This is a genomic window from Humibacter ginsengiterrae (assembly GCF_054780115.1).
In genome coordinates, this window is sequence record NZ_BAAGWY010000007.1 from 41,792 (window position 1) to 60,128 (window position 18,337).

Consider the following 18,337-nt stretch of genomic DNA (forward strand, 5'->3'; position numbering starts at 1 on the left):
CGGCTACTTCTTCTCGGTCACCGTATAGTTGGCGACCCATTTCGAGGAGTCCTTGGCGATGACGACCAGCACCGAGTACCGATCCTTCGTGAACGAGACGGTCCCGCCCTTGTCGGTGCGGTTGTTCAGATCCTGCCGGAAGCCGGCATCCGCGAACTGACCGACGATCGCATCGAGCGGATCCGCGCCGCTGATCTTCATGGTGACGTTCCAGATCTTGCCGTCCGACGAGCCGACAGAGGCCGCAGTGACCACGTCGCCGTGCGCCAGCGGCACCGCCTTCGGAAAGTCGGCGGGCACCGACTTGCCGTCGAGGTTGACGTGGCCATGCGTCACGTTGCGCACTATGCTCTGCACGCTGCATCCCGACAGCGCCGCGGTCGACCCGAAGGCGAGCAGCACGGCGAGCGGTACGGCGACCAGAGCACGACGGGTGCGGATCATGCTGACTCCAGGTGCTCGACGCCGGCGAGAGCCGACACCGGTAAGGTAGCGCGGCCCGGTGCGAGGTCATCCGTGATTCCAAGCATTCCTCAAGGTTGACAGATGCTCGGTGCCGGCAGTGCCTGGCGGCTCGCCGTTCAGCTCTGCGATTCCCGCTTCAGCCGGGCAGCGGCACGGCCTCGCGTCTGCTGGTCCAGCTCGACCTTGCGGATGCGCACCGCTTCCGGCGTCACCTCGACGCACTCGTCTTCGCGGGCGAACTCGAGCGACTCCTCGAGCGTCAGCTGACGCGAAGGCGTCATGGACTCGAACGTGTCGGCCGTGGAGGAACGCATGTTGGTGAGCTTCTTCTCCTTGACGATGTTCACGTCCATGTCGTCGGCGCGGGAGTTCTCCCCCACGACCATGCCCTCATACACCTCGTCGGTCGGGTTCACGAAGAACGTCATGCGCTCCTGCAGCTGGATGATCGCATACGCGGTCACCGAGCCGGCCCGGTCGGCCACGATCGAGCCGTTGCTGCGGGTGACGATGGGTCCTGCCCACTCGTCGTAGCCGTGCGAGATCGCGTTCGCGATGCCCGTTCCGCGCGTCAACGTGAGGAACTCGGTGCGGAATCCGATCAGGCCGCGCGATGGCACGATGAACTCCATGCGCACCCAGCCGGTGCCGTGATTCGACATCGACTCCATCCGGCCCTTGCGACCGGCCAGCAACTGCGTGATGGCGCCGAGGTGCTCCTCCGGCGCGTCGATGGTGAGGTGCTCGTACGGCTCGAACGTCTTGCCGTCCACCTTCTTCGTCACGACCTGCGGCTTACCCACAGTGAGCTCGTAGCCCTCACGGCGCATCTGCTCCACCAGGATGGCCAGCGCCAGCTCGCCGCGCCCCTGCACTTCCCAGGCATCCGGGCGCCCGATGTCGAGCACCTTGATGGAGACGTTGCCGATCAGTTCCCGATCGAGCCGGTCCTTGACCATGCGAGCGGTGAGCTTGTGACCCTTCACCTTGCCCATCAGGGGGGAGGTGTTCGTGCCGATCGTCATCGAGATCGCGGGCTCGTCGACGTGGATCGCCGGCAGCGGCCGCACGTCGTCGGGGTCGGCGAGCGTGTCGCCGATCATGATGTCGGCGAAGCCGGCGACGGCGACGATGTCGCCGGGACCGGCGCTCTCGGCCGGGTAGCGGTCCAGCGCCTTCGTCATCAGCAGCTCCGTGACGCGCACACTGTGCACGTCGCCGTCGTGGCGCACCCAGGCGACCGTCTGACCCTTCCTGATGGTGCCGTTGAACACGCGCAGCAGGGCGAGACGACCGAGGAACGGAGACGCATCCAGGTTCGTGACGTGCGCCTGCAGTGGAGCCTCGTCGTCGTACGTCGGCGCCGGGATGTGCGTGAGGATCGCGTCGAACAGCGGCTCCAGGTCGGGGCTGTCCGGCAGCTCGCCGTTCGCGGGCTCGGCTGCGGATGCCCGGCCCGCCTTGCCCGACGCGTACACCACCGGCACATCGAGGATCGCGTCCAGGTCGAGGTCTGGCACGTCGTCGGAGAGGTCGGAGGCGAGGCCGAGCAGCAGGTCCTGACTCTCGTGCACGACCTCGGTGATGCGGGCATCCGGCCGGTCCGTCTTGTTCACCGCGAGGATGACCGGCAGCTTCGCCTCCAGAGCCTTCCGCAGCACGAAGCGGGTCTGCGGCAGCGGCCCTTCGCTGGCATCCACCAGCAGCACCACACCGTCGACCATGGAGAGGCCGCGCTCCACTTCGCCGCCGAAGTCGGCGTGGCCGGGCGTGTCGATCACGTTGATCGTCACCGGCGTGCCGTTCGCGTGCTTGCCGTTGTACGAGATCGCCGTGTTCTTGGCGAGGATCGTGATGCCCTTCTCACGCTCCAGCTCGTTGGAGTCCATCGCGCGCTCTTCGACGTGTGCGTGCTCGGCGAAAGAGTGGGTCTGGTTCAGCATGGCGTCGACGAGCGTCGTCTTGCCGTGGTCGACGTGGGCGACGATCGCGACATTGCGCAGATCGTCACGGGTGCGGATGGCCATGCTGTAGTCCTCGCGTGCAGAGATGAAGTGGATGCTTGACCGCTTTCACAGCGGCCGAGCCGAAGTCGGATGCGTCGCCTCACGCACTCGGTGCGGGCGGGCGTGACGAAGGGGCGGGAGAACCCCGCCCCTGAAAGTCTACCGGAGGATGCCCGAGTGCCCCATCAGGGAACGCTCGGGCATCCGTTCAGTCGGTGGGACGCTTCTCGTCCGGCTCGGGCTCCTCCCCGCCTCCGCCGTATCCCGCGGCCGCCGGGTACTGCTGCGGCTCCGCGTACTCCCCCGCCTCAGGATGAAGCGCCTTGTTGTCGTACTCGTCGCTGCCGGCCGCGAGGATGCGCGCACGCAGTTCGCGCCGCTCCCGCTGCACCTCCGGATCGGGAAGCGGAACGGCCGCGATGAGACGCTGGGTGTACGGATCCTGCGGATTGCGCAGGATCTCGTCGCGCGTTCCCACCTCGGCGAGGCGCCCGAGGTGCATGACCGCGATGCGGTCGGCGAGCACGTCGATGACGGCGAGGTCGTGTGTGACGAACAGGCAGGCGAACTGGAACTCGGCCTGCAGGTTCTTGATCAGCTCGAGCACCGTCGCCTGCACCGAGACGTCGAGAGCGGAGGTCGGTTCGTCCGCGATCAACAGCTCGGGGTGCAGGGAGATGGCGCGAGCGATGCCGACGCGCTGCTTCTGCCCGCCGGAGAGCTCGTGCGGATACCGCGACTTGTAGGACGTCGGCAGCTCGACGCTGTCGAGGAGTCCCTGCACCTCTTTCTCCAGGGCGCGGCCTTTGAGCCCCTTCGCGAGCAGCAGCGGCTCACCGATCGACTGGCCGATCGTCATGCGCGGGTTCAGCGACGACGCGGGGTCCTGGAACACGATGCCGGCGTTCTTGTGCACCTGACGCACCCGCTTGCGGCTCCAGGTCGACAGATTCACGCCGGTGACGTTGAGCTCGCCCGCGGTGACCGGCAGCAAACCGATCGCGGCGCGGCCGAGCGTTGTCTTGCCTGAGCCGGACTCGCCGACCAGGCCCATCACCTCACCCTTGTGCACGGTGAGATCCACGCCGTCGATCGCTCGGAACGCCTTGACGCGGCCGTGGCCCGGGTACTCGATGACGATGTTCTTGAACTCGAGCACCTTCTCACGGCTGTCGAGTTCGGCCGCCACCTGGCGCGCCTCCTCGAGCGCCTGCTCGTTCACCTCGATCTGTTCCAGCAGGCCGGTCGGGGTGTCGTCCTCCGCCAGGGCGGCGGCGGCCAGCGCGACGGTGACGTCGATCTCCTGGCCCTCCGCACCCTGACCGAGGTGCGGAACGGCATCCAACAGGGCGATCGTGTACGGATGCTTCGGCTCGCGGAAGATCTGCAGCGTCGGCCCAGCCTCGACCACTTCACCGCGCCGCATGACCGCCACGTGGTCGGCGAGGTCCGCCACCACACCCATGTCGTGGGTGATCAGCAGAACCGCGGAATCGAGCTTGTCGCTGAGGTTGCGGATCAGATCGAGGATCTCGGCCTGCACCGTCACGTCGAGCGCCGTCGTCGGCTCGTCGGCGATCAGAAGGCCGGGGTCGCACGCGATGGACTGGGCGATCATGGCGCGCTGCCGCTGTCCGCCGGAGAGCTGGTGCGGGTACGAGTTGAACGCCTTCACCGGGTCGGGCAGCTCGACGAGCCCCAGTAGTTCGATCGCCCGCTCCCTCGCCTCGTGCGGCGAGATGCCGTAGTGGATGCGCAGGGTCTCCACGATCTGGAACCCGACCGTGAGCACCGGATTCAGGGCGGTCATCGGCTCCTGGAAGATGACCGCGATTTCCTTGCCTCGGATGCCGCGCATCTGCGACGGCGGCAGACCGCGGAGCTCGCGTCCGTTCAGCTTGATCGAGCCGCTGACCCGGCTGTTCGGCGGGAGCAGGTCGAGCACCGACATCGAGCTGACGCTCTTGCCCGAGCCGGACTCGCCGACGAGCGCCATGACCTCGCCGCGCTTGATCGAGTAATTGAGCTTCTTGACCGCGGGAACCCAGACGTTGTCCACGGCGAAGTCGACACTGAGGTCGGAGACCTGCAGAACGGGGGTGTTGTTCTCCGGTGCCATCAGACGGCGGCCCCTTCTCGGCCGGTGGGCCGTATTCCAAGTCGTGCACGGCCGGTGGGCCGCGACGCGAGTCGTCGTGCAGCGCGGGTCGCGGGCGGCACGTGCACGGAAGCGTAAGCGGATGCTGCCACCATGGATCCATGCATTCTTCCGCGGCCGTCGACCGTGATGTCTTCGTTTCGAGGTTCAACCGCGTGCTCGCGGTCGTGGTGTGGGCGCTGGACGCCTTCGCCCTGGCTGGTTACGTGTGGATCCACGCCGGCCTGCGCGACCCCTTCGCGATCCTTCCTGTGGCCCTTGTCGCACTGCTGGCGTGGGTCGCGCTGTGGCGCCCGAGCATCCAGATCGACGACGAGGAAATCCGCGTCGTCAACGTCTTCCGCACCGTCACGGTGCCATGGCCCGCGCTGATCCACATCGACACCAAGTACGCGCTCACGCTCTTCATCCCTGGACACCGCTACAGCGTCTGGGCGGCGCCGGCTCCCGGCCGCACCGGTGCGGCCATGGCGGCACGCAAGCAGGAACGGGGCCGTGTCGAGATGGCGCCGGTCAGTGAAGACGGCAGCATCCGGCCCGGAGACCTGATCGCCAGCGAGTCGGGCCAGGCCGCATACCTCATCCGCGAACGATGGGCGCGTCTGCGCGATGCCGGACGCATCGACGCCGGCGTCGCTGACCAGACGCCCGTAGACATCCGGGTGCACTGGTGGTTGAACGGCATCATGGCCGCTCTGCTGATCGGCTCCGTGCTGGTGTTCGTGCTCTGACACGGAGGAACCCCTCGGGCGCTCGTGCAGAAGCGAGGCGAGCGGAGTGGGAGCCACCATCAGGCGCCCTTCCCGCTGCCAGCCGGGTCGTCGCCGGATCCGGGCGCCGATGCGTGGTGCACCGTCGACGACTCGGCGGTCGACGCCGTCGCGACCGCTTCGGCCTCAGTCGGCTCGGGCTCCGGCTCGCGCGTACGACGCAGGCTGAAGCGCTGCTGCCGCGGGTCGAAGGCCTCGCGAAGCCCGTCGCCGACGAAGTTCGTGCATAGTGCGAGCAGCACGATGAAGAGCGCCGGCCACCAGAACAGCCACGGGCGCGTACTGAATGCGCTCTGGTTCTGGCTGATCAGGAGTCCCAGCGACGAGTCCGGTGGCTTGATGCCGAATCCGAGATAGCTGATCGCCGTCTCCAGCAGGATGGCCGACGCGATCAGCAACGTTGACGCGACGATGATGACTCCCACCGCGTTCGGCAGGATGTGCCGGAAGATGATCCGGGCATCCGACGCGCCGGCGACTCGCGCTGCCTCCACGAACTCCCGCTCACGCAGGGCGAGGAACTCCGACCGCACGAGTCGCGCGATGACCATCCAGGAAACGAACCCGAGAAGGATCGCAAGCCCGAGGGCGCCGAGGCCCCCAGCGGTGCGGCCGACGATGGCGCCGATGACGATCACGGGGATCACGATGAAGATGTCGGTGATGCGCATGAGGACCGCATCGACCCAGCCGCGGAAGTAGCCGGCGATCGAGCCGACGATGACTCCGAGAACGGTGGCGAACAAGCCGAGTACGACCATGACCAGAACCGAGTTCTGGATGCCTCGCATGGTGAGCGCGAAGTAGTCCTTTCCGATGCGGTCCTGCCCGAACGGATGCTCGCCGAGGCTGAACGGCCACAAGCTCAGTGTGGGCGCGCCCTGGTTCACCTGAGGATTGAGTTGCTTGTATGTGTACGGCCACCACCCGTGGATCGGGCCAACACCGATCGCGGAGATCGAGAACAGCAGGATCACCACGTAGATGATCAGGGCCGCGACGGCGACCTTGTTCTTCAGGAAGCGGCGGATGATGATCCGCCCTTGGCTCTGGCCCTTGGCGCCCTTCTCCGTCTCGGCTACTTCGAAGCCGTCGCTCACGTTCGGCTCGGGCAGGTTTCCCTGAAGCGTGCTCATACGGCCACCTCCGCAGCCAATGGTTCTGTGGGTTGTGTGCGCATGCTCGGTCGGGTCATCGCACACGCACCCTCGGGTCGAGTGCCGAGTAGGTCAGATCCGCGAGGAAGTTGAACGCGATCGCCGTAACGGCCACCACGAGGAAGTAGCCCATGATCGGATTGACGTCGGTGCGGAAGAGCCCGGCGATGAACATCTGCCCCATTCCGCTGATGCCGAAGACGTACTCGGTGATCACCGCACCACCCAGCAGCGCGCCGATATCGGTGGCGACCAATGTCGTGATCGGGATCAGCATGTTGCGGAACGCGTGCCGCACGATCACGGTGCGTTCCGGAAGGCCTTTGGCCCGCGCCGTGCGCACATAATCCTGGCCGAGCACCTCCAGCATGCCCGACCGCGAATACCGGGTGTAGCCGGCGAAGCTGATCAGCAGCAGGCTCAGGGTGGGCAGCAGGAAATGACTGAAGGTGTCGAGGCCGGTGATCCACACGTCCCCGTTGAGGCCCGGCGTTGCCGAGCCTACGGTCGCGAGCGGGCGACCATTCGTGTCGTCCATGTACGCCGGCCACGACCGCATGAACCGGTCGAGCACGATCACGCCAGAGCTGAAGAACGCGGTGAGTGCTCCAATCCTCATCATCAGCGCTCGGTCGTACCCGCCGACGAAGAACCCGACAAGCAGGCCGATGCCGATGGCGGCGACGGCAAGGATGATCAGCGTGCCGATGCTCGACATGTTCAGCAGCCACTGCAGTCCGAAGTAGCACGCGATGGCGATCGCGACATTGATTCCCGCGGTGGTCCACGCCTTGCGGTTTCGGGTGCCCGCCAGCAGGGCGACCACGGCGAAGCCGATCGCTGCGCAGAAGATGATCACGATCACGGGTCCGAGCGACGGCTTGATGAACCACTGAGTCAGCGACATGTACCACAGGATGAGAACGGTGAGCGCACCCGCGATCAGGAAGGTGACTAACCGCTTTCGGAAATTGCCCCCCGTGATGAGCTGCACAACGAGGCCGACCACGACACCCCAGACAGCCAGCGCCAGAGGCGAGAGCGTGGGATCGGCGAGGAAGTTGTTGTACCCGAGCGCGATGAAGCTCTTCAGCAGCACCGCGATGAGGAACGACGGCAGCGAGAACAGGAAGAAGCTCACCAGGGTGATCGAGTAGTCGAACCCGCTGTAGGCACGGAGGGCTGTCACCATGCCCAGGGCGACGCCGAGCACGACGGCCAGCACGAACGCCACGGTGACGAGCTGAATCGTCGCCGTCACAGCCTGCGGCAGCAACTGAGAGACCTGCTGGTTCTGGAAGGTCGTGCCCAGATCGCATCCACCGCCGACCGGCACGATGCATCGCGCGACTCCACCAAGCCAGAGCAACCATCGCACTGGCGAGGGCAGGTCGAGATGCTGGGTATGAACACGCGCTTCGATGAGCGCTGTTTTGTTGGGCGAATTGCTGCCCTCGAGATCCTGAAGCGGATCTCCAGATTCGGCCGCAAGCACATACATGATGAACGACGCGGCGATCAAGATCAGGATCGAGACGCCGATGCGCCTCGCAATATAACTCACCATAGGGAACGAGAACCTCTACTTGCCTTTTTGAGGCGCAATCACATCGAACGGCGACGTTGCCGAGTGCGTACAGATGTTACGCCGACGCGAGCGTGCCCAGCGACGGGGCGCCGAACCTGGTCGGTCCGACGCCCCGCGACTGAGCGATCTTAGCTGATCAATCGGTGTGCTGGATTACTTCGTCCACTCCCAGAAGTTCCAGAAGATGCCGTTCTGGCCGCCGAAGTACCCGATGCCCTTGACCTTGCCCGTGTAGGCGAAGATCCCGGGCAGCTGGAACAGCGGCAGGCCATACGCGTCCTTGAACGTCAGTGCATCGATCTGCTGCTTGATCTGGATCAGCTTCTGCGGGTCGAGCGTGGTCTGCGACTTCACGGCGAGGTCGCTGGCCTGCTGGTCGTTGTAGTTGTTGTAGTTGCCGCCGTTGCCGATCTGGAACAGCTGCGGGAGCGCGGCGTTACCTGCACCCGGGTTGATCCAGCCGAAGATGGACGCGTCGTAGTTGCCACCGGCCAGCAGCGAGCTCCACTGCGGCGAACCACCGTCCACCACGTTGAACCCTGCCTTGGCAGCAGACGACTGGATCGCCTGGAATGAGTCCACGCGGTTGGGGTTGCCCGTGTTGTACAGGATCTTCACGGTCGGCGTCTTGCCCGCGAGGAGCTGCTTCGCCTTGGCGATGTCGACCTTGTCGTAGGCGGACGATCCGTTGTTCTTCACGGACTGGTCGTAGCCGTCCTGCCCGGGCAGGAAGACCTGCGAGTCGAGAACTTTCGCCTTCGGGTTGATCGGTGTGATGATCGAGTTCAGGATGTCCTGACGCGGGATCGTCAGCAGGAACGCCTCACGAACTGTCGGGTCGCTGAACACTGGCGACTTGAAGTTCAGGTCGAGGTGGTCATACGCTGCCTGGTCACCCTGCAGGATGTGAACACCGGAAACCGCCTTCAGAGCCTTCACAGTGTCTGCTGAAGGCTGCGGCTGGATCGCGTCGACCTCGCCGTTCTGCAGTGCGGTGACCTGCGCGTTGGCGTCACCGATGAACCGCATGACCAGCTTGCCGAACTTCACCTTGTGCGAACCCTTGTAGTACGGGTTCGGCACGAAGGTCATCGACTGCTTCGGGGTCCACGCCGAGACCTCGAGCGGGCCGCCGGAGATCAGAAGGTTCTTGTCCTTCGGCATCGCCGTGGCGTCATAGCCGGTATTGAACAGCTTGGCGGCCTTCTGGATGATCGGGTTCGGAGCAGCCGGGCTGTCCGGGTTGCCCTTCGGCGTCTTGAGGAACGCGTTCGTCAGGTCCTTCATGCTGACGCCGATTTCCTTGGCCGTGGCGTGTGCCGGGAACTGAATCGGGTTCACGAGCTGCCAGTCCACGTAGGGCTGGTCATAGGTGAACGTGATCGTTCGGTTGTTGTTGCTGATCTTCGGCAGGTTCGTCGCGAACGGGCATCCGCCGGCCGTCGTGAAGTACTGCGTACCGGAGGTGACGTTGCCTTGGTCGTCGAACTTCGCCGAGTCGTAATAGCACGCCGACTGCGCCCATCCGAGCATCAGGTCGTCTGCCGTCATCGCCACGCCATCGGACCACTTGGCATCCGGGTTCAGCGTGTACTCGACTTTGAGCGGGTTGTTGCTGAGCTTCTTGTAGGTGCCGAGGTCGGTGTTCGGGACGATCTTGTAGTTGGAGCCTTGCAGCGTGAAGAACTGGGGCTGCGTCATCTGCCAGATGTAGCCGTTCGTGTCCAGGTTGCCCTGTGGCGTGTTGTAGTTGAACGACGACGCCTCGTTAACCTGGGCGACCGTGATGGTCTTTCCGCCGGACGATGCCTCGCTCGAGGGCGTGCTCGTCGTGCAGCCGGAGAGCACAAGCCCTGCGGCGGCGGCGACCGCGACGGCACCCACTACGGGACGCAGACGCTTTCGCGTGATCTTCAATGTTCCTCCTGGTTGGGAATTGCGCACGACGAACAGGGGTATGTCGACGCGCACGAGATAGCAACGAAGATAGACACCTCTGCGGCGCGCCACAAAACCCACAGGCGCAACCGTTACGAGGTAGTGACCGTGGAAGCGCGATTCGGGCGTCTATTTCGGATTCGCCGCGGATTTCCGGCGCGGATTGCAACATTTGAGCAATCTCGAGCATCGCTCACTATTGCCGATATCAGGGCGCTGACCTCGCCCCGGTGCCGGCGCCGCTCGTGACAGGATGACTGGCATGGGCGAGGCGGGCGACGTGCGGCTGCCATGGGCATCCTTCCCCCTCGAGGACGTGGCGGAACGCGGCGATCGCGCGCGGCTGTGGTGGGAAGTCGGCATCGTTCTCGGCCTGTCGCTCGGGCAGTCCGCCGTGTACTCGATCTTCACGATCGTTCAGCGGCTCGCGGCTCCCACCCCTCTGAAGGATCAGAGCGCGCAGCTGAACCCGTCGCAGTCGTCGACACCGTGGGTGGACTTCACGTATCAGGTGCTCGACATCGGCTTCTCGCTGATGGCCGTCGCGCTCGCCGTGTACCTGCTGTGGCAGCCGGCGCGAAGCGGCTTCCGGCGCATCGGCCTGGACTGGTCACGGCCGTCGCGCGACCTGGGTGGCGGTGCGCTGCTGCTGGCCGTGATCGGTGTGCCGGGGCTCGGCCTGTACGCCGTGGGTCGCGCGATCGGGATCACGGTCGACGTGCAGGCATCTCCGCTCGACCAGTACTGGTGGACGGTGCCCGTTCTGCTGCTCTCCGCTGTGCGCGCGGCGCTGCAGGAGGAGATCATCATGATCGGCTACCTGTTCACGCGCCTCAAGCAGCTGGGGTGGAACTCGTGGTGGGTGATCGTCGCGTCCGCGCTCGTGCGAGGCAGCTATCACCTGTACCAGGGCATCGGGCCGTTCTTCGGCAACGCGGCGATGGGGATCGTGTTCGGGTGGTGCTATCGGCGGTGGGGGCGCACAGCGCCACTCGTGGTTGCGCACAGCCTGCTCGACATCGTGTCGTTCGTGGGCTACCCGCTCGCCGTCGCGTTGTGGCCGACCGTCTTCGGCCCCTCGAAGTGACGCGGCGCGTCGAGCCCTGCGACTCGCCGAGCTCCGCGACGCCGGTGAGACCGGCGAATTGAGCTGAGCTCGCGGCATTATGCGCGGGTCTCAGCACGATCGACCTGTCTCAGGCTGGCACGCAGAGTGTGGGGTGGGAGCTTTCGAGACAGCGACTCGGGCGAGTTTTCCACCGATAATGCGTTCGTTGCCACTGCGCCAATCGGTTCGAGCACGATGGAGGGATGCCCGGCCCGGTTCCCTGCCCCATTCCATTGGTCGTCGCGCGGGAGAGGCTCAGCGGAAGCACCCCATACCGCGATCGAGCTCTCGTGCGCGTGCATCCGGGTGTCTACGCGCGGCGCGACCTTTGGAGCGCCTTAGCGCCATGGGAGAAGTACATCGCTCGCATCCACGCGGTCCAACGAGCCCTGCACCATCCTGTCTTCTGTCTGGAGTCTGCCGGCGCCCTCCGTGGAGGGCCCGTATTCGGCGAGCCGCGGCACGTTCACGTGATCGGCCGCTCCGGCGCAATGTCGGTCGACGGCGATGTCGCTGTGCACGCCTTCCGTGACGAGCGAAGCCTCGACATGTCTGGCGGGATCGTGACGACTGCCATGCCCGACACTGTGGTGGATCTCGGGCTCGTCCTGCCCCCTGCGTTCGCACTGGCAGTGGCCGATTCCGCGTTGCACAAGGGGTTGGTGACCACATCCGAACTTCTCGAGCGAGCGGAGCGCATCTCCAGCCGTCGCGGTCGGCGTCAATTGCGCTGGGTGCTGGGGGAAGCGACGTCGGATGCCGAGTCGCCCAATGAGTCGGCCAGCCGCGCGGCCATCGACTGGCTGGGCTACGAACGGCCAGAACTGCAGGTGCGGTTCAACTACGAGAACGCGCATGATCGCGTCGACTTCTACTGGCGTCTACAGCGAATCATCGGTGAGGCGGATGGCTACGGGAAGTACGACGCCGACGATGCAGAGGCGGCGAAAGCTCACTTCGTTGCGGAGAAGACGCGCGAAGACCGTCTGCGCCGGCACGAGGGCGGATTCGCGCGGTGGGATTGGGGAGACGTCCTGAATTACGAATCGCTGGACCGCAAACTTCGCGCTGCCGGGCTCCGACCGGTGCGCCGGCGGAATGTCTCGCTCCTTGCAACGCTCGCGCACAACCCGCGATCCTTCGAGGCCACGAAATCGGGTGAGACCGACTGATCGTGCCGAAACCGGCGCACAGCTCCCCGGTCTCGGCACAGTGCAGCGATCTCAGGCACACGAGCACAGCGGCGGTTCCCGCCGCCTGAGGGTTCGCTACGCGAACACCTCGCGCGCCGACGGCGCCTGCCAGCAAGCAGTGCAGCGGATCCCGCCGCCTGAGGCGTTCGCTAGGCGAACGCCTCAGGCGGCGGGCAGGCGCAGAACAGGTTGCGGTCGCCCCAGGCTTGGTCGATGCGGCGCACCGGCGGCCAGTACTTCGTGCGCACGAGACCCGAAACCGGGTACACCGCCTGCTCACGCGTGTAGGGATGCGTCCACTCCCCCACGACCGACTCCGCGGTGTGCGGGGCGCCTCGCAGCGGGTTGTCGTCGGCCGGGTAGGTACCTGCACCAACGGCATCCGCCTCGGCCTTGATCGAGATCATCGCCTCGACGAACCTGTCGAGCTCGGCGAGGTCTTCGCTCTCGGTCGGTTCCACCATGAGAGTACCCGCGACCGGGAAGCTCATGGTCGGCGCATGGAATCCGTAGTCGATCAGGCGCTTGGCGACGTCGTCGACGGTGACGCCCGTGGCATCCGTGAGCGGACGGATGTCGATGATGCACTCGTGCGCCACCAGTCCGCGCTCGCCCGCGTACAGCACCGGGTAGTGCTCGCGGAGCCTCGCCGCGACGTAGTTCGCGGAGACCACGGCGGCACCGGTCGCACGAGCGAGGCCCTCGGCTCCCATCATGCGCACATACGCCCAGGAGATCGGCAGGATGCTCGGGCTCCCGTACGGCGCGGCAGAGACGGGTGCGCCATCGTGCGCGTATCCCACATGGTCGTTCGACTGCATGAGCGGGTGCCCGGGCAGGAACGGCGCGAGATGGGCCTTCGCCGCAACAGGTCCGACGCCGGGTCCGCCGCCTCCGTGCGGGATGCAGAAGGTCTTGTGCAGGTTGAGGTGCGAGACATCCCCGCCGAAGTCGCCGAAGCGAGCGAAGCCGAGCAGCGCGTTGAGGTTGGCGCCGTCGATGTACACCTGTCCCCCGGCGGCATGAACGGCGTCGATCACGTCGACGACGTCGTGCTCGTACACGCCGTGCGTGGAGGGGTACGTGATCATCAGGGCGGCGAGTTCGGAGGCATGCTGGGCCACCTTGCCGCGCAGATCGTCGAGATCGACGTTGCCCGCGGCATCCGTCGCCACGACGACCACCCGCATGCCGGCGAGCACGGCCGATGCGGCGTTCGTGCCGTGCGCGGACTGCGGGATGAGGCACACGGTGCGGTGCGCGTCGCCGTTGGCATCGTGGTAACCGCGGATCGCCAAGAGACCCGCGAGCTCGCCCTGACTGCCCGCGTTGGGCTGCAGTGAGACGGTGTCGTAGCCCGTGAGCTCCGCCAGCCACGTCTCGAGCTGGGCGATGAGGTCGAGATAGCCGCCGACATCCGATGCGGGGGCGAACGGATGCATCGCCGCGAACTCCGGCCACGTGATGGCGGCCATCTCGGTGGCGGCGTTGAGCTTCATGGTGCACGATCCGAGCGGGATCATGCCCCGGTCGAGCGCGTAGTCGCGGTCGGCGAGCAGCTTGAGGTAGCGCATCATCGCCGTCTCGGAGTGGTACGAGGAGAAGACGGGATGCGTGAGGTACTCGCTCGTGCGGGCCAGGTGCTCGGGGAAGCGACGAATGCCCGAGGACGTTCGTGCCGGCCGCACGCCAGGCTCCGGCTCGTGGTCGTCGCCGAGCCGCTCCTGCGGCGCCCCAGGGGCGACGACGCCGACGATGCGTTGTATGTCGTCGACGTTCGCCTCGTCGATGCTGAACGAGAGCGTTGTCTCGTCGACGACGTGCGCCAGGATGCCGGCGGCGTGGAGCGCACCTGCGACGGCGTTCGCGTCGTCGACACCAACCCGGATGGTGTCGAAGTAGGAATCGGTCAACACGTGCACACCGCGCTGCACCAACATGTCGGCCAGCAACGCCGTGTTCGCGTGCACGTGCTGTGCGATCGCGCGGATGCCGCGTGGTCCGTGGTAGACCGCGTACATCGATGCCATCACCGCCAGAAGCACCTGGGCGGTGCAGATGTTGCTGGTGGCCTTCTCGCGACGGATGTGCTGCTCGCGGGTCTGCAGCGTGAGTCGGTATGCGGGCTTGCCGGCGGCATCCTGGCTGACGCCGACGAGGCGGCCTGGGAGCTGACGCTCGAGACCCTTGCGCACGGCCATGTAGCCCGCGTGCGGGCCGCCGAAGCCCATCGGCACCCCGAATCGCTGCGTCGTACCCACCGCGATGTCGGCACCTAGCTCGCCAGGAGCCTTGATCAGAGCCAGTGCGAGGAGGTCCGCGGCGACGACTGCGAGGCCGCCACCGGCGTGCACGGTGTCGATGACGCGCGACGGGTCCCATACGCGGCCCGAGGCGGACGGGTACTGGACGAACGCGCCGAACGCCTCGGGCAACTCGACCGGGTTCGCGGAGGCGAGGTCGAGCTCGACGAGTTCGATGCCGACCGCCGCTGCGCGACCGCGCAGGATCGCGAGCGTCTGCGGGAAGGCATCCGAGTCGACGAGGAAGACGCTGGACTTCGCGCGCGATGCTCGGCGGGCCAGCAGCATCCCCTCTGCAACAGCCGTGCCCTCGTCGAGCATCGACGCGTTGGCGATATCGAGGCCGGTGAAGTCGCACACCATCTGCTGGAAGTTGATGAGCGCCTCGAGGCGCCCCTGCGAGATCTCCGGCTGGTACGGCGTGTAGGCGGTGTACCAGCTCGGGTTCTCCAGCACGTTGCGCTGGATGACCGCGGGGGTCACGGTTCCGTAGTAGCCGAGCCCGAGGAACGACGTGTTCACGCGGTTGCCGGAGGCGAGCGCCCGAAGCTCGGTCAGGACGTCGCGCTCGCTCACGCCCTCGACGGGCAGTGACCGGTTCGGCAGGTCGACATCTGCGGGCAGCTGGATGCCCTTGGGCACGGCCGTGCGCACCAGCTTGTCCACGGAGTCGAAGCCGAGGGCGTCGAGCATGCCACGCGTGGCTTCGGCGTCCGGACCGATGTGGCGGTCGGCGAAGGTGCTTCGGGCTCCGAGAGCGGTTCCGTTCACTGCGCTCTGCTCATTTTGGTCATGCTCGCTGGGGCCGTGCTCGCTCGGGCCGTGCTCGTGGGGACCGGCGCTCACTCCGCGTCGCCGATCAGCGCTGCGTAGGCTGCGGCATCCAGCAGGTCCTCCAGCCGCGACGCGTCGGCCACGCGCACCTTGAGCAGCCAGCCGGAGCCGAACGGGTCGGAGTTGACGAGTTCGGGCGCGTCGATCACCGCCTGGTTGGCCTCGAGCACCTCGCCGCTGACGGGCGCGAAGAGTTCGCCCACCGACTTGGTCGACTCGATCTCGCCGACGACGGTCCCCTCGGCGGCGTCGCTTCCCGCCGCCGGCAGGTCGACGAAGACGACGTCGCCGAGCTTCTCGGCCGCGTACTCGGTGATGCCGACGGTGACGGTGTCGCCGTCACCGAGCACCCATTCGTGCTCTGCGGTGTAACGACGATCGGTGGGCACTGCCATGTCAGTTCTTCTTTCTGCTGTAGAAGGGCAGGGTGATGACGGTGAACGGGATGCGCGATCCGCGCACATCCACATCGAGTTCGGTGCCGACGTCGGCGTACTCCGGATCCACGTAGGCGAGCGCGATCGGATGCCCGAGCGTGGGCGAGAGCGCGCCGGAGGTGATCTCGCCGATCGGGGCGTCCTGGCCGGCAGCCGGCACGGCCTCGGCCTCGCTCGCCGCATGCGCATACAGTGCGTAACCGGCGCGGGCCGCGCGCTTGCCTGCGCCTTCCAGACCCACGAGCACACGGGCATCCGGCGCCGCGCCCCGCTCGATCGCGGAGCGGCCCACGAAATCACCGGGCTTGTCGAGCACAACGACGCGACCGAGCCCTGCCTGAGACGGGAACGTTCCCGCTGTGAGCTCGTGCCCGTAGAGCGGCATGCCCGCCTCCAGGCGCAGCGTGTCACGGGCGGCGAGACCCGCGGGCACGAGTCCTGCTCCCGCACCGGTCTCCAGCAACGCCTCCCACAGGGCAGGCGCATTGTCGGGCGCGACATAGAGCTCGAAGCCGTCTTCGCCGGTGTAGCCGGTGCGGGCGATCAGCACCGGATGATCCTGGAACGTGCCGGACAGCGACCGGTAGTACTTCAGGCCGGCGAGCGCATTCTCGACGTCGGGCTCCTCGTGGTCTTCTGGAACGTCGTCTCCCGCCTCGATGCCGAGTCCCTGGACGTTCTGCAGGATCTCCAGCGCGCGCGGGCCCTGGATCGCGATCAGCGCGATGTCGTCCGACTCGTCGTAGACATCCGCCTCGAAGGATGCCGACCGCTTCGTCAGCTCCTCTGCGACGGTCTGCCGGTTGGCCGCGTTCGCCACCACCAGATACCGATCGACGCCGGTGCGGTAGACGACGAGATCGTCGAGGATGCCGCCCCGCTCGTTCAGCAGGAGGCTGTACTTCGCCTGCCCGAGCTGCAGCGCCGACAGGCGTCCGGCGAGCGCGTGGTCGAGTGCATCGGCGGCTTGCGGCCCGAGCACGACGATCTCGCCCATGTGCGAGAGATCGAATAGTCCGGCAGCCGTGCGCACCGCGTGGTGCTCGGCGAGGTCGCTCGAGTACCGCACCGGCATCTGCCAGCCGGCGAAGTCCGTGAAGCTCGCGCCTGCGGCGATGTGCGCATCGTTCAGGGGCGATAGCTTCTGAGACGAAGCCTGCTTCTGTGAAGAGGGCTGGGCCATGAGTTCTCCGAATCTGTTCGCGTTGGGAACCTGGGGGTCACCCGTCGAGGACGGACGCGTCATACGACACGTCTCGTGAGAACTCCCCCTCTGTCACTGAATGCCTGAGAGATTCGGCCCGCGGTCGCGGACCTTTCACCGTGGGCGAGCCCGGGCTGATACCTCGGACTGCTCTCCAGAGCGGCCAGTTCGACGCGGTAGGGGTACCTGAGAGATTGTCGGGGAGGATTGCTCCTTCGGTGCCCGCTGCGGGAAGACCCGCGCGGACTCTCCCGCATCGACCGTGTGGCCCGATCTTCTGTTGTGCGCTCAGCCTATCGCCCTCGCTGAAGGTGAGTTCCAGTCATCCGAACCACAAGGTGTAGGATTACTTCAGGTCAATCAAACCTTTACTCTTATGACGAACATGAACACGGACGCAGGCGGCACTGCCGCACGAGCACAGGCATCCGGCGCCGATGTCGAGCTCGCGGTCTCGACGGTCATCTTCGCCCTGCGGGCGGACGATCGGTTCGGCGCTGAAGGCTCGGCTCCGACGCTGTGGTTGCCGCTCGTGCGACGCATCCGCGAGCCGTTCGAGGGTCGGTGGGCTCTGCCGGGAGGTCCGCTCCACGTGACGGAGGGACTGTCGGATGCCGCGCGCCGCACCCTCGGCGACACCACGGGACTCGCACCCCGTTACCTGGAGCAGCTCTACGCGTTCGGCGACGCCGACCGCTCCCCTGCCAGCACTTCCGATGGGGCCCGCGTCGTCTCGATCGTGTACTGGGCGCTCGTCGGCTCGGGCGAGGCCGCCAGGGCGACGGTCGGCCAGAACGTGCGCTGGTTCCCGGCCGACGAGCTGCCTCCGCTGGCTTTCGACCACAACGTGATCGTCGAGTATGCGCTGTGGCGGCTGCGCAACAAGATGGAGTACTCCCGCATCGCGCACGCGCTCCTCGGTGAGACGTTCACGCTTGCCCAACTGCGCGAGGTGCACGAGGCCGTGCTCGGCAGGCCTCTCGACCCTGCCAACTTCCGCAGGGCCATGGAGGCATCCGACACGCTCGTCGACACCGGCGAGCGACTCACCGGCACCCGGCACCGGCCGCCCAAGCTCTACCGCTACGGCGGTTCCGTCGACCTCGCCGACAACGGACCGCTGCCGCCCCCGTGACGACGTACACCGGCACCCGGCTTCAACCAGGCCACCTACAC

Annotated in this window: 13 protein-coding genes and 2 riboswitches; of the genes, 4 read left to right on the plus strand and 9 right to left on the minus strand. The window is 66.3% G+C overall.

The genetic code is table 11. The features are described from left to right. Positions 1-3: 3 nt before the first annotated feature. From ACYVII_RS10065 to ACYVII_RS10075, 3 genes are all read right to left on the minus strand, one after another. Positions 4-444 (minus strand): hypothetical protein, encoded by a 441-nt coding sequence (locus ACYVII_RS10065; protein WP_460534493.1) that lies wholly within the window; start codon positions 442-444, stop codon positions 4-6. Between the two features lie 137 nt (positions 445-581). Further along, complete coding sequence (gene typA, locus ACYVII_RS10070; RefSeq protein WP_460534495.1) at positions 582-2,492, minus strand: GTP-binding protein TypA/BipA; 1,911 nt, start codon at positions 2,490-2,492, stop codon at positions 582-584. A gap of 187 nt (positions 2,493-2,679) precedes the next feature. After that, positions 2,680-4,590, minus strand: a complete 1,911-nt coding sequence (locus tag ACYVII_RS10075; protein ID WP_460534497.1) for an ABC transporter ATP-binding protein — start codon at positions 4,588-4,590, stop codon at positions 2,680-2,682. 140 nt (positions 4,591-4,730) lie between these two features. Between ACYVII_RS10075 and ACYVII_RS10080 the strand changes: the two genes are divergently transcribed. Further along, a complete protein-coding gene (locus tag ACYVII_RS10080) occupies positions 4,731-5,360 on the plus strand; it encodes a PH domain-containing protein (RefSeq protein WP_460534499.1) in 630 nt (209 codons plus the stop codon). Positions 5,361-5,419: 59 nt separating this feature from the next. Here ACYVII_RS10080 and ACYVII_RS10085 read toward each other — a convergent pair whose 3' ends face one another. The 3 genes from ACYVII_RS10085 to ACYVII_RS10095 all read right to left on the minus strand — a co-directional run bounded on the left by ACYVII_RS10085 (position 5,420) and on the right by ACYVII_RS10095 (position 10,061). After that, a complete protein-coding gene (locus ACYVII_RS10085) occupies positions 5,420-6,535 on the minus strand; it encodes an ABC transporter permease (RefSeq protein WP_460534501.1) in 1,116 nt (371 codons plus the stop codon). A 55-nt stretch (positions 6,536-6,590) separates the two neighbouring features. Beyond that, positions 6,591-8,123 carry an ABC transporter permease gene (locus tag ACYVII_RS10090; RefSeq protein ID WP_460534502.1) on the minus strand — a complete coding sequence of 511 codons (1,533 nt, stop codon included), beginning with the start codon at positions 8,121-8,123 and terminating at the stop codon, positions 6,591-6,593. Between the two features lie 174 nt (positions 8,124-8,297). Beyond that, positions 8,298-10,061, minus strand: a complete 1,764-nt coding sequence (locus ACYVII_RS10095; protein WP_460534504.1) for an ABC transporter family substrate-binding protein — start codon at positions 10,059-10,061, stop codon at positions 8,298-8,300. A 283-nt stretch (positions 10,062-10,344) separates the two neighbouring features. Between ACYVII_RS10095 and ACYVII_RS10100 the strand changes: the two genes are divergently transcribed. Beyond that, on the plus strand, positions 10,345-11,169 hold the full coding sequence (locus tag ACYVII_RS10100; protein WP_460534506.1) for a CPBP family intramembrane glutamic endopeptidase: 825 nt from the start codon (positions 10,345-10,347) through the stop codon (positions 11,167-11,169). Positions 11,170-11,480: 311 nt separating this feature from the next. Further along, positions 11,481-12,362, plus strand: a complete 882-nt coding sequence (locus ACYVII_RS10105; RefSeq protein ID WP_460534508.1) for a hypothetical protein — start codon at positions 11,481-11,483, stop codon at positions 12,360-12,362. Between the two features lie 170 nt (positions 12,363-12,532). On the opposite strand, the gene gcvP is transcribed toward ACYVII_RS10105, so the two are convergent. The 3 genes from gcvP to gcvT form a co-directional block, all read right to left on the minus strand. Further along, positions 12,533-15,379 (minus strand): aminomethyl-transferring glycine dehydrogenase, encoded by a 2,847-nt coding sequence (gene gcvP, locus ACYVII_RS10110; protein WP_460534821.1) that lies wholly within the window; start codon positions 15,377-15,379, stop codon positions 12,533-12,535. A gap of 149 nt (positions 15,380-15,528) precedes the next feature. Continuing rightward, a complete protein-coding gene (gene gcvH / locus ACYVII_RS10115) occupies positions 15,529-15,915 on the minus strand; it encodes a glycine cleavage system protein H (protein WP_460534510.1) in 387 nt (128 codons plus the stop codon). 1 nt (position 15,916) lies between these two features. Then, the gene (gcvT, locus tag ACYVII_RS10120) at positions 15,917-17,140 is read right to left on the minus strand and encodes a glycine cleavage system aminomethyltransferase GcvT (RefSeq protein ID WP_460534512.1); all 1,224 of its coding nucleotides are present in this window, start codon (positions 17,138-17,140) and stop codon (positions 15,917-15,919) included. An 83-nt stretch (positions 17,141-17,223) separates the two neighbouring features. Further along, positions 17,224-17,324: riboswitch (glycine riboswitch) on the minus strand. Between the two features lies 1 nt (position 17,325). Then, positions 17,326-17,425: riboswitch (glycine riboswitch) on the minus strand. Between the two features lie 121 nt (positions 17,426-17,546). Between gcvT and ACYVII_RS10125 the strand changes: the two genes are divergently transcribed. Continuing rightward, positions 17,547-18,296 (plus strand): NUDIX hydrolase, encoded by a 750-nt coding sequence (locus ACYVII_RS10125; protein WP_460534514.1) that lies wholly within the window; start codon positions 17,547-17,549, stop codon positions 18,294-18,296. Positions 18,297-18,337: the final 41 nt, after the last annotated feature.

Bases quoted from the DNA above. Each gene is read 5' to 3' on its own strand.
- ACYVII_RS10100 (WP_460534506.1), top strand. From the start codon at position 10,345: ATGGGCGAGGCGGGCGACGTGCGGCTGCCATGGGCATCCTTCCCCCTC.
- gcvH (WP_460534510.1), bottom strand. From the start codon at position 15,915: ATGGCAGTGCCCACCGATCGTCGTTACACCGCAGAGCACGAATGGGTG.
- ACYVII_RS10090 (WP_460534502.1), bottom strand. From the start codon at position 8,123: ATGGTGAGTTATATTGCGAGGCGCATCGGCGTCTCGATCCTGATCTTG.
- gcvT (WP_460534512.1), bottom strand. From the start codon at position 17,140: ATGGCCCAGCCCTCTTCACAGAAGCAGGCTTCGTCTCAGAAGCTATCG.
- ACYVII_RS10125 (WP_460534514.1), top strand. From the start codon at position 17,547: ATGAACACGGACGCAGGCGGCACTGCCGCACGAGCACAGGCATCCGGC.
- typA (WP_460534495.1), bottom strand. From the start codon at position 2,492: ATGGCCATCCGCACCCGTGACGATCTGCGCAATGTCGCGATCGTCGCC.
- ACYVII_RS10065 (WP_460534493.1), bottom strand. From the start codon at position 444: ATGATCCGCACCCGTCGTGCTCTGGTCGCCGTACCGCTCGCCGTGCTG.
- ACYVII_RS10080 (WP_460534499.1), top strand. From the start codon at position 4,731: ATGCATTCTTCCGCGGCCGTCGACCGTGATGTCTTCGTTTCGAGGTTC.
- ACYVII_RS10075 (WP_460534497.1), bottom strand. From the start codon at position 4,590: ATGGCACCGGAGAACAACACCCCCGTTCTGCAGGTCTCCGACCTCAGT.
- ACYVII_RS10085 (WP_460534501.1), bottom strand. From the start codon at position 6,535: ATGAGCACGCTTCAGGGAAACCTGCCCGAGCCGAACGTGAGCGACGGC.
- gcvP (WP_460534821.1), bottom strand. From the start codon at position 15,379: ATGCTCGACGCCCTCGGCTTCGACTCCGTGGACAAGCTGGTGCGCACG.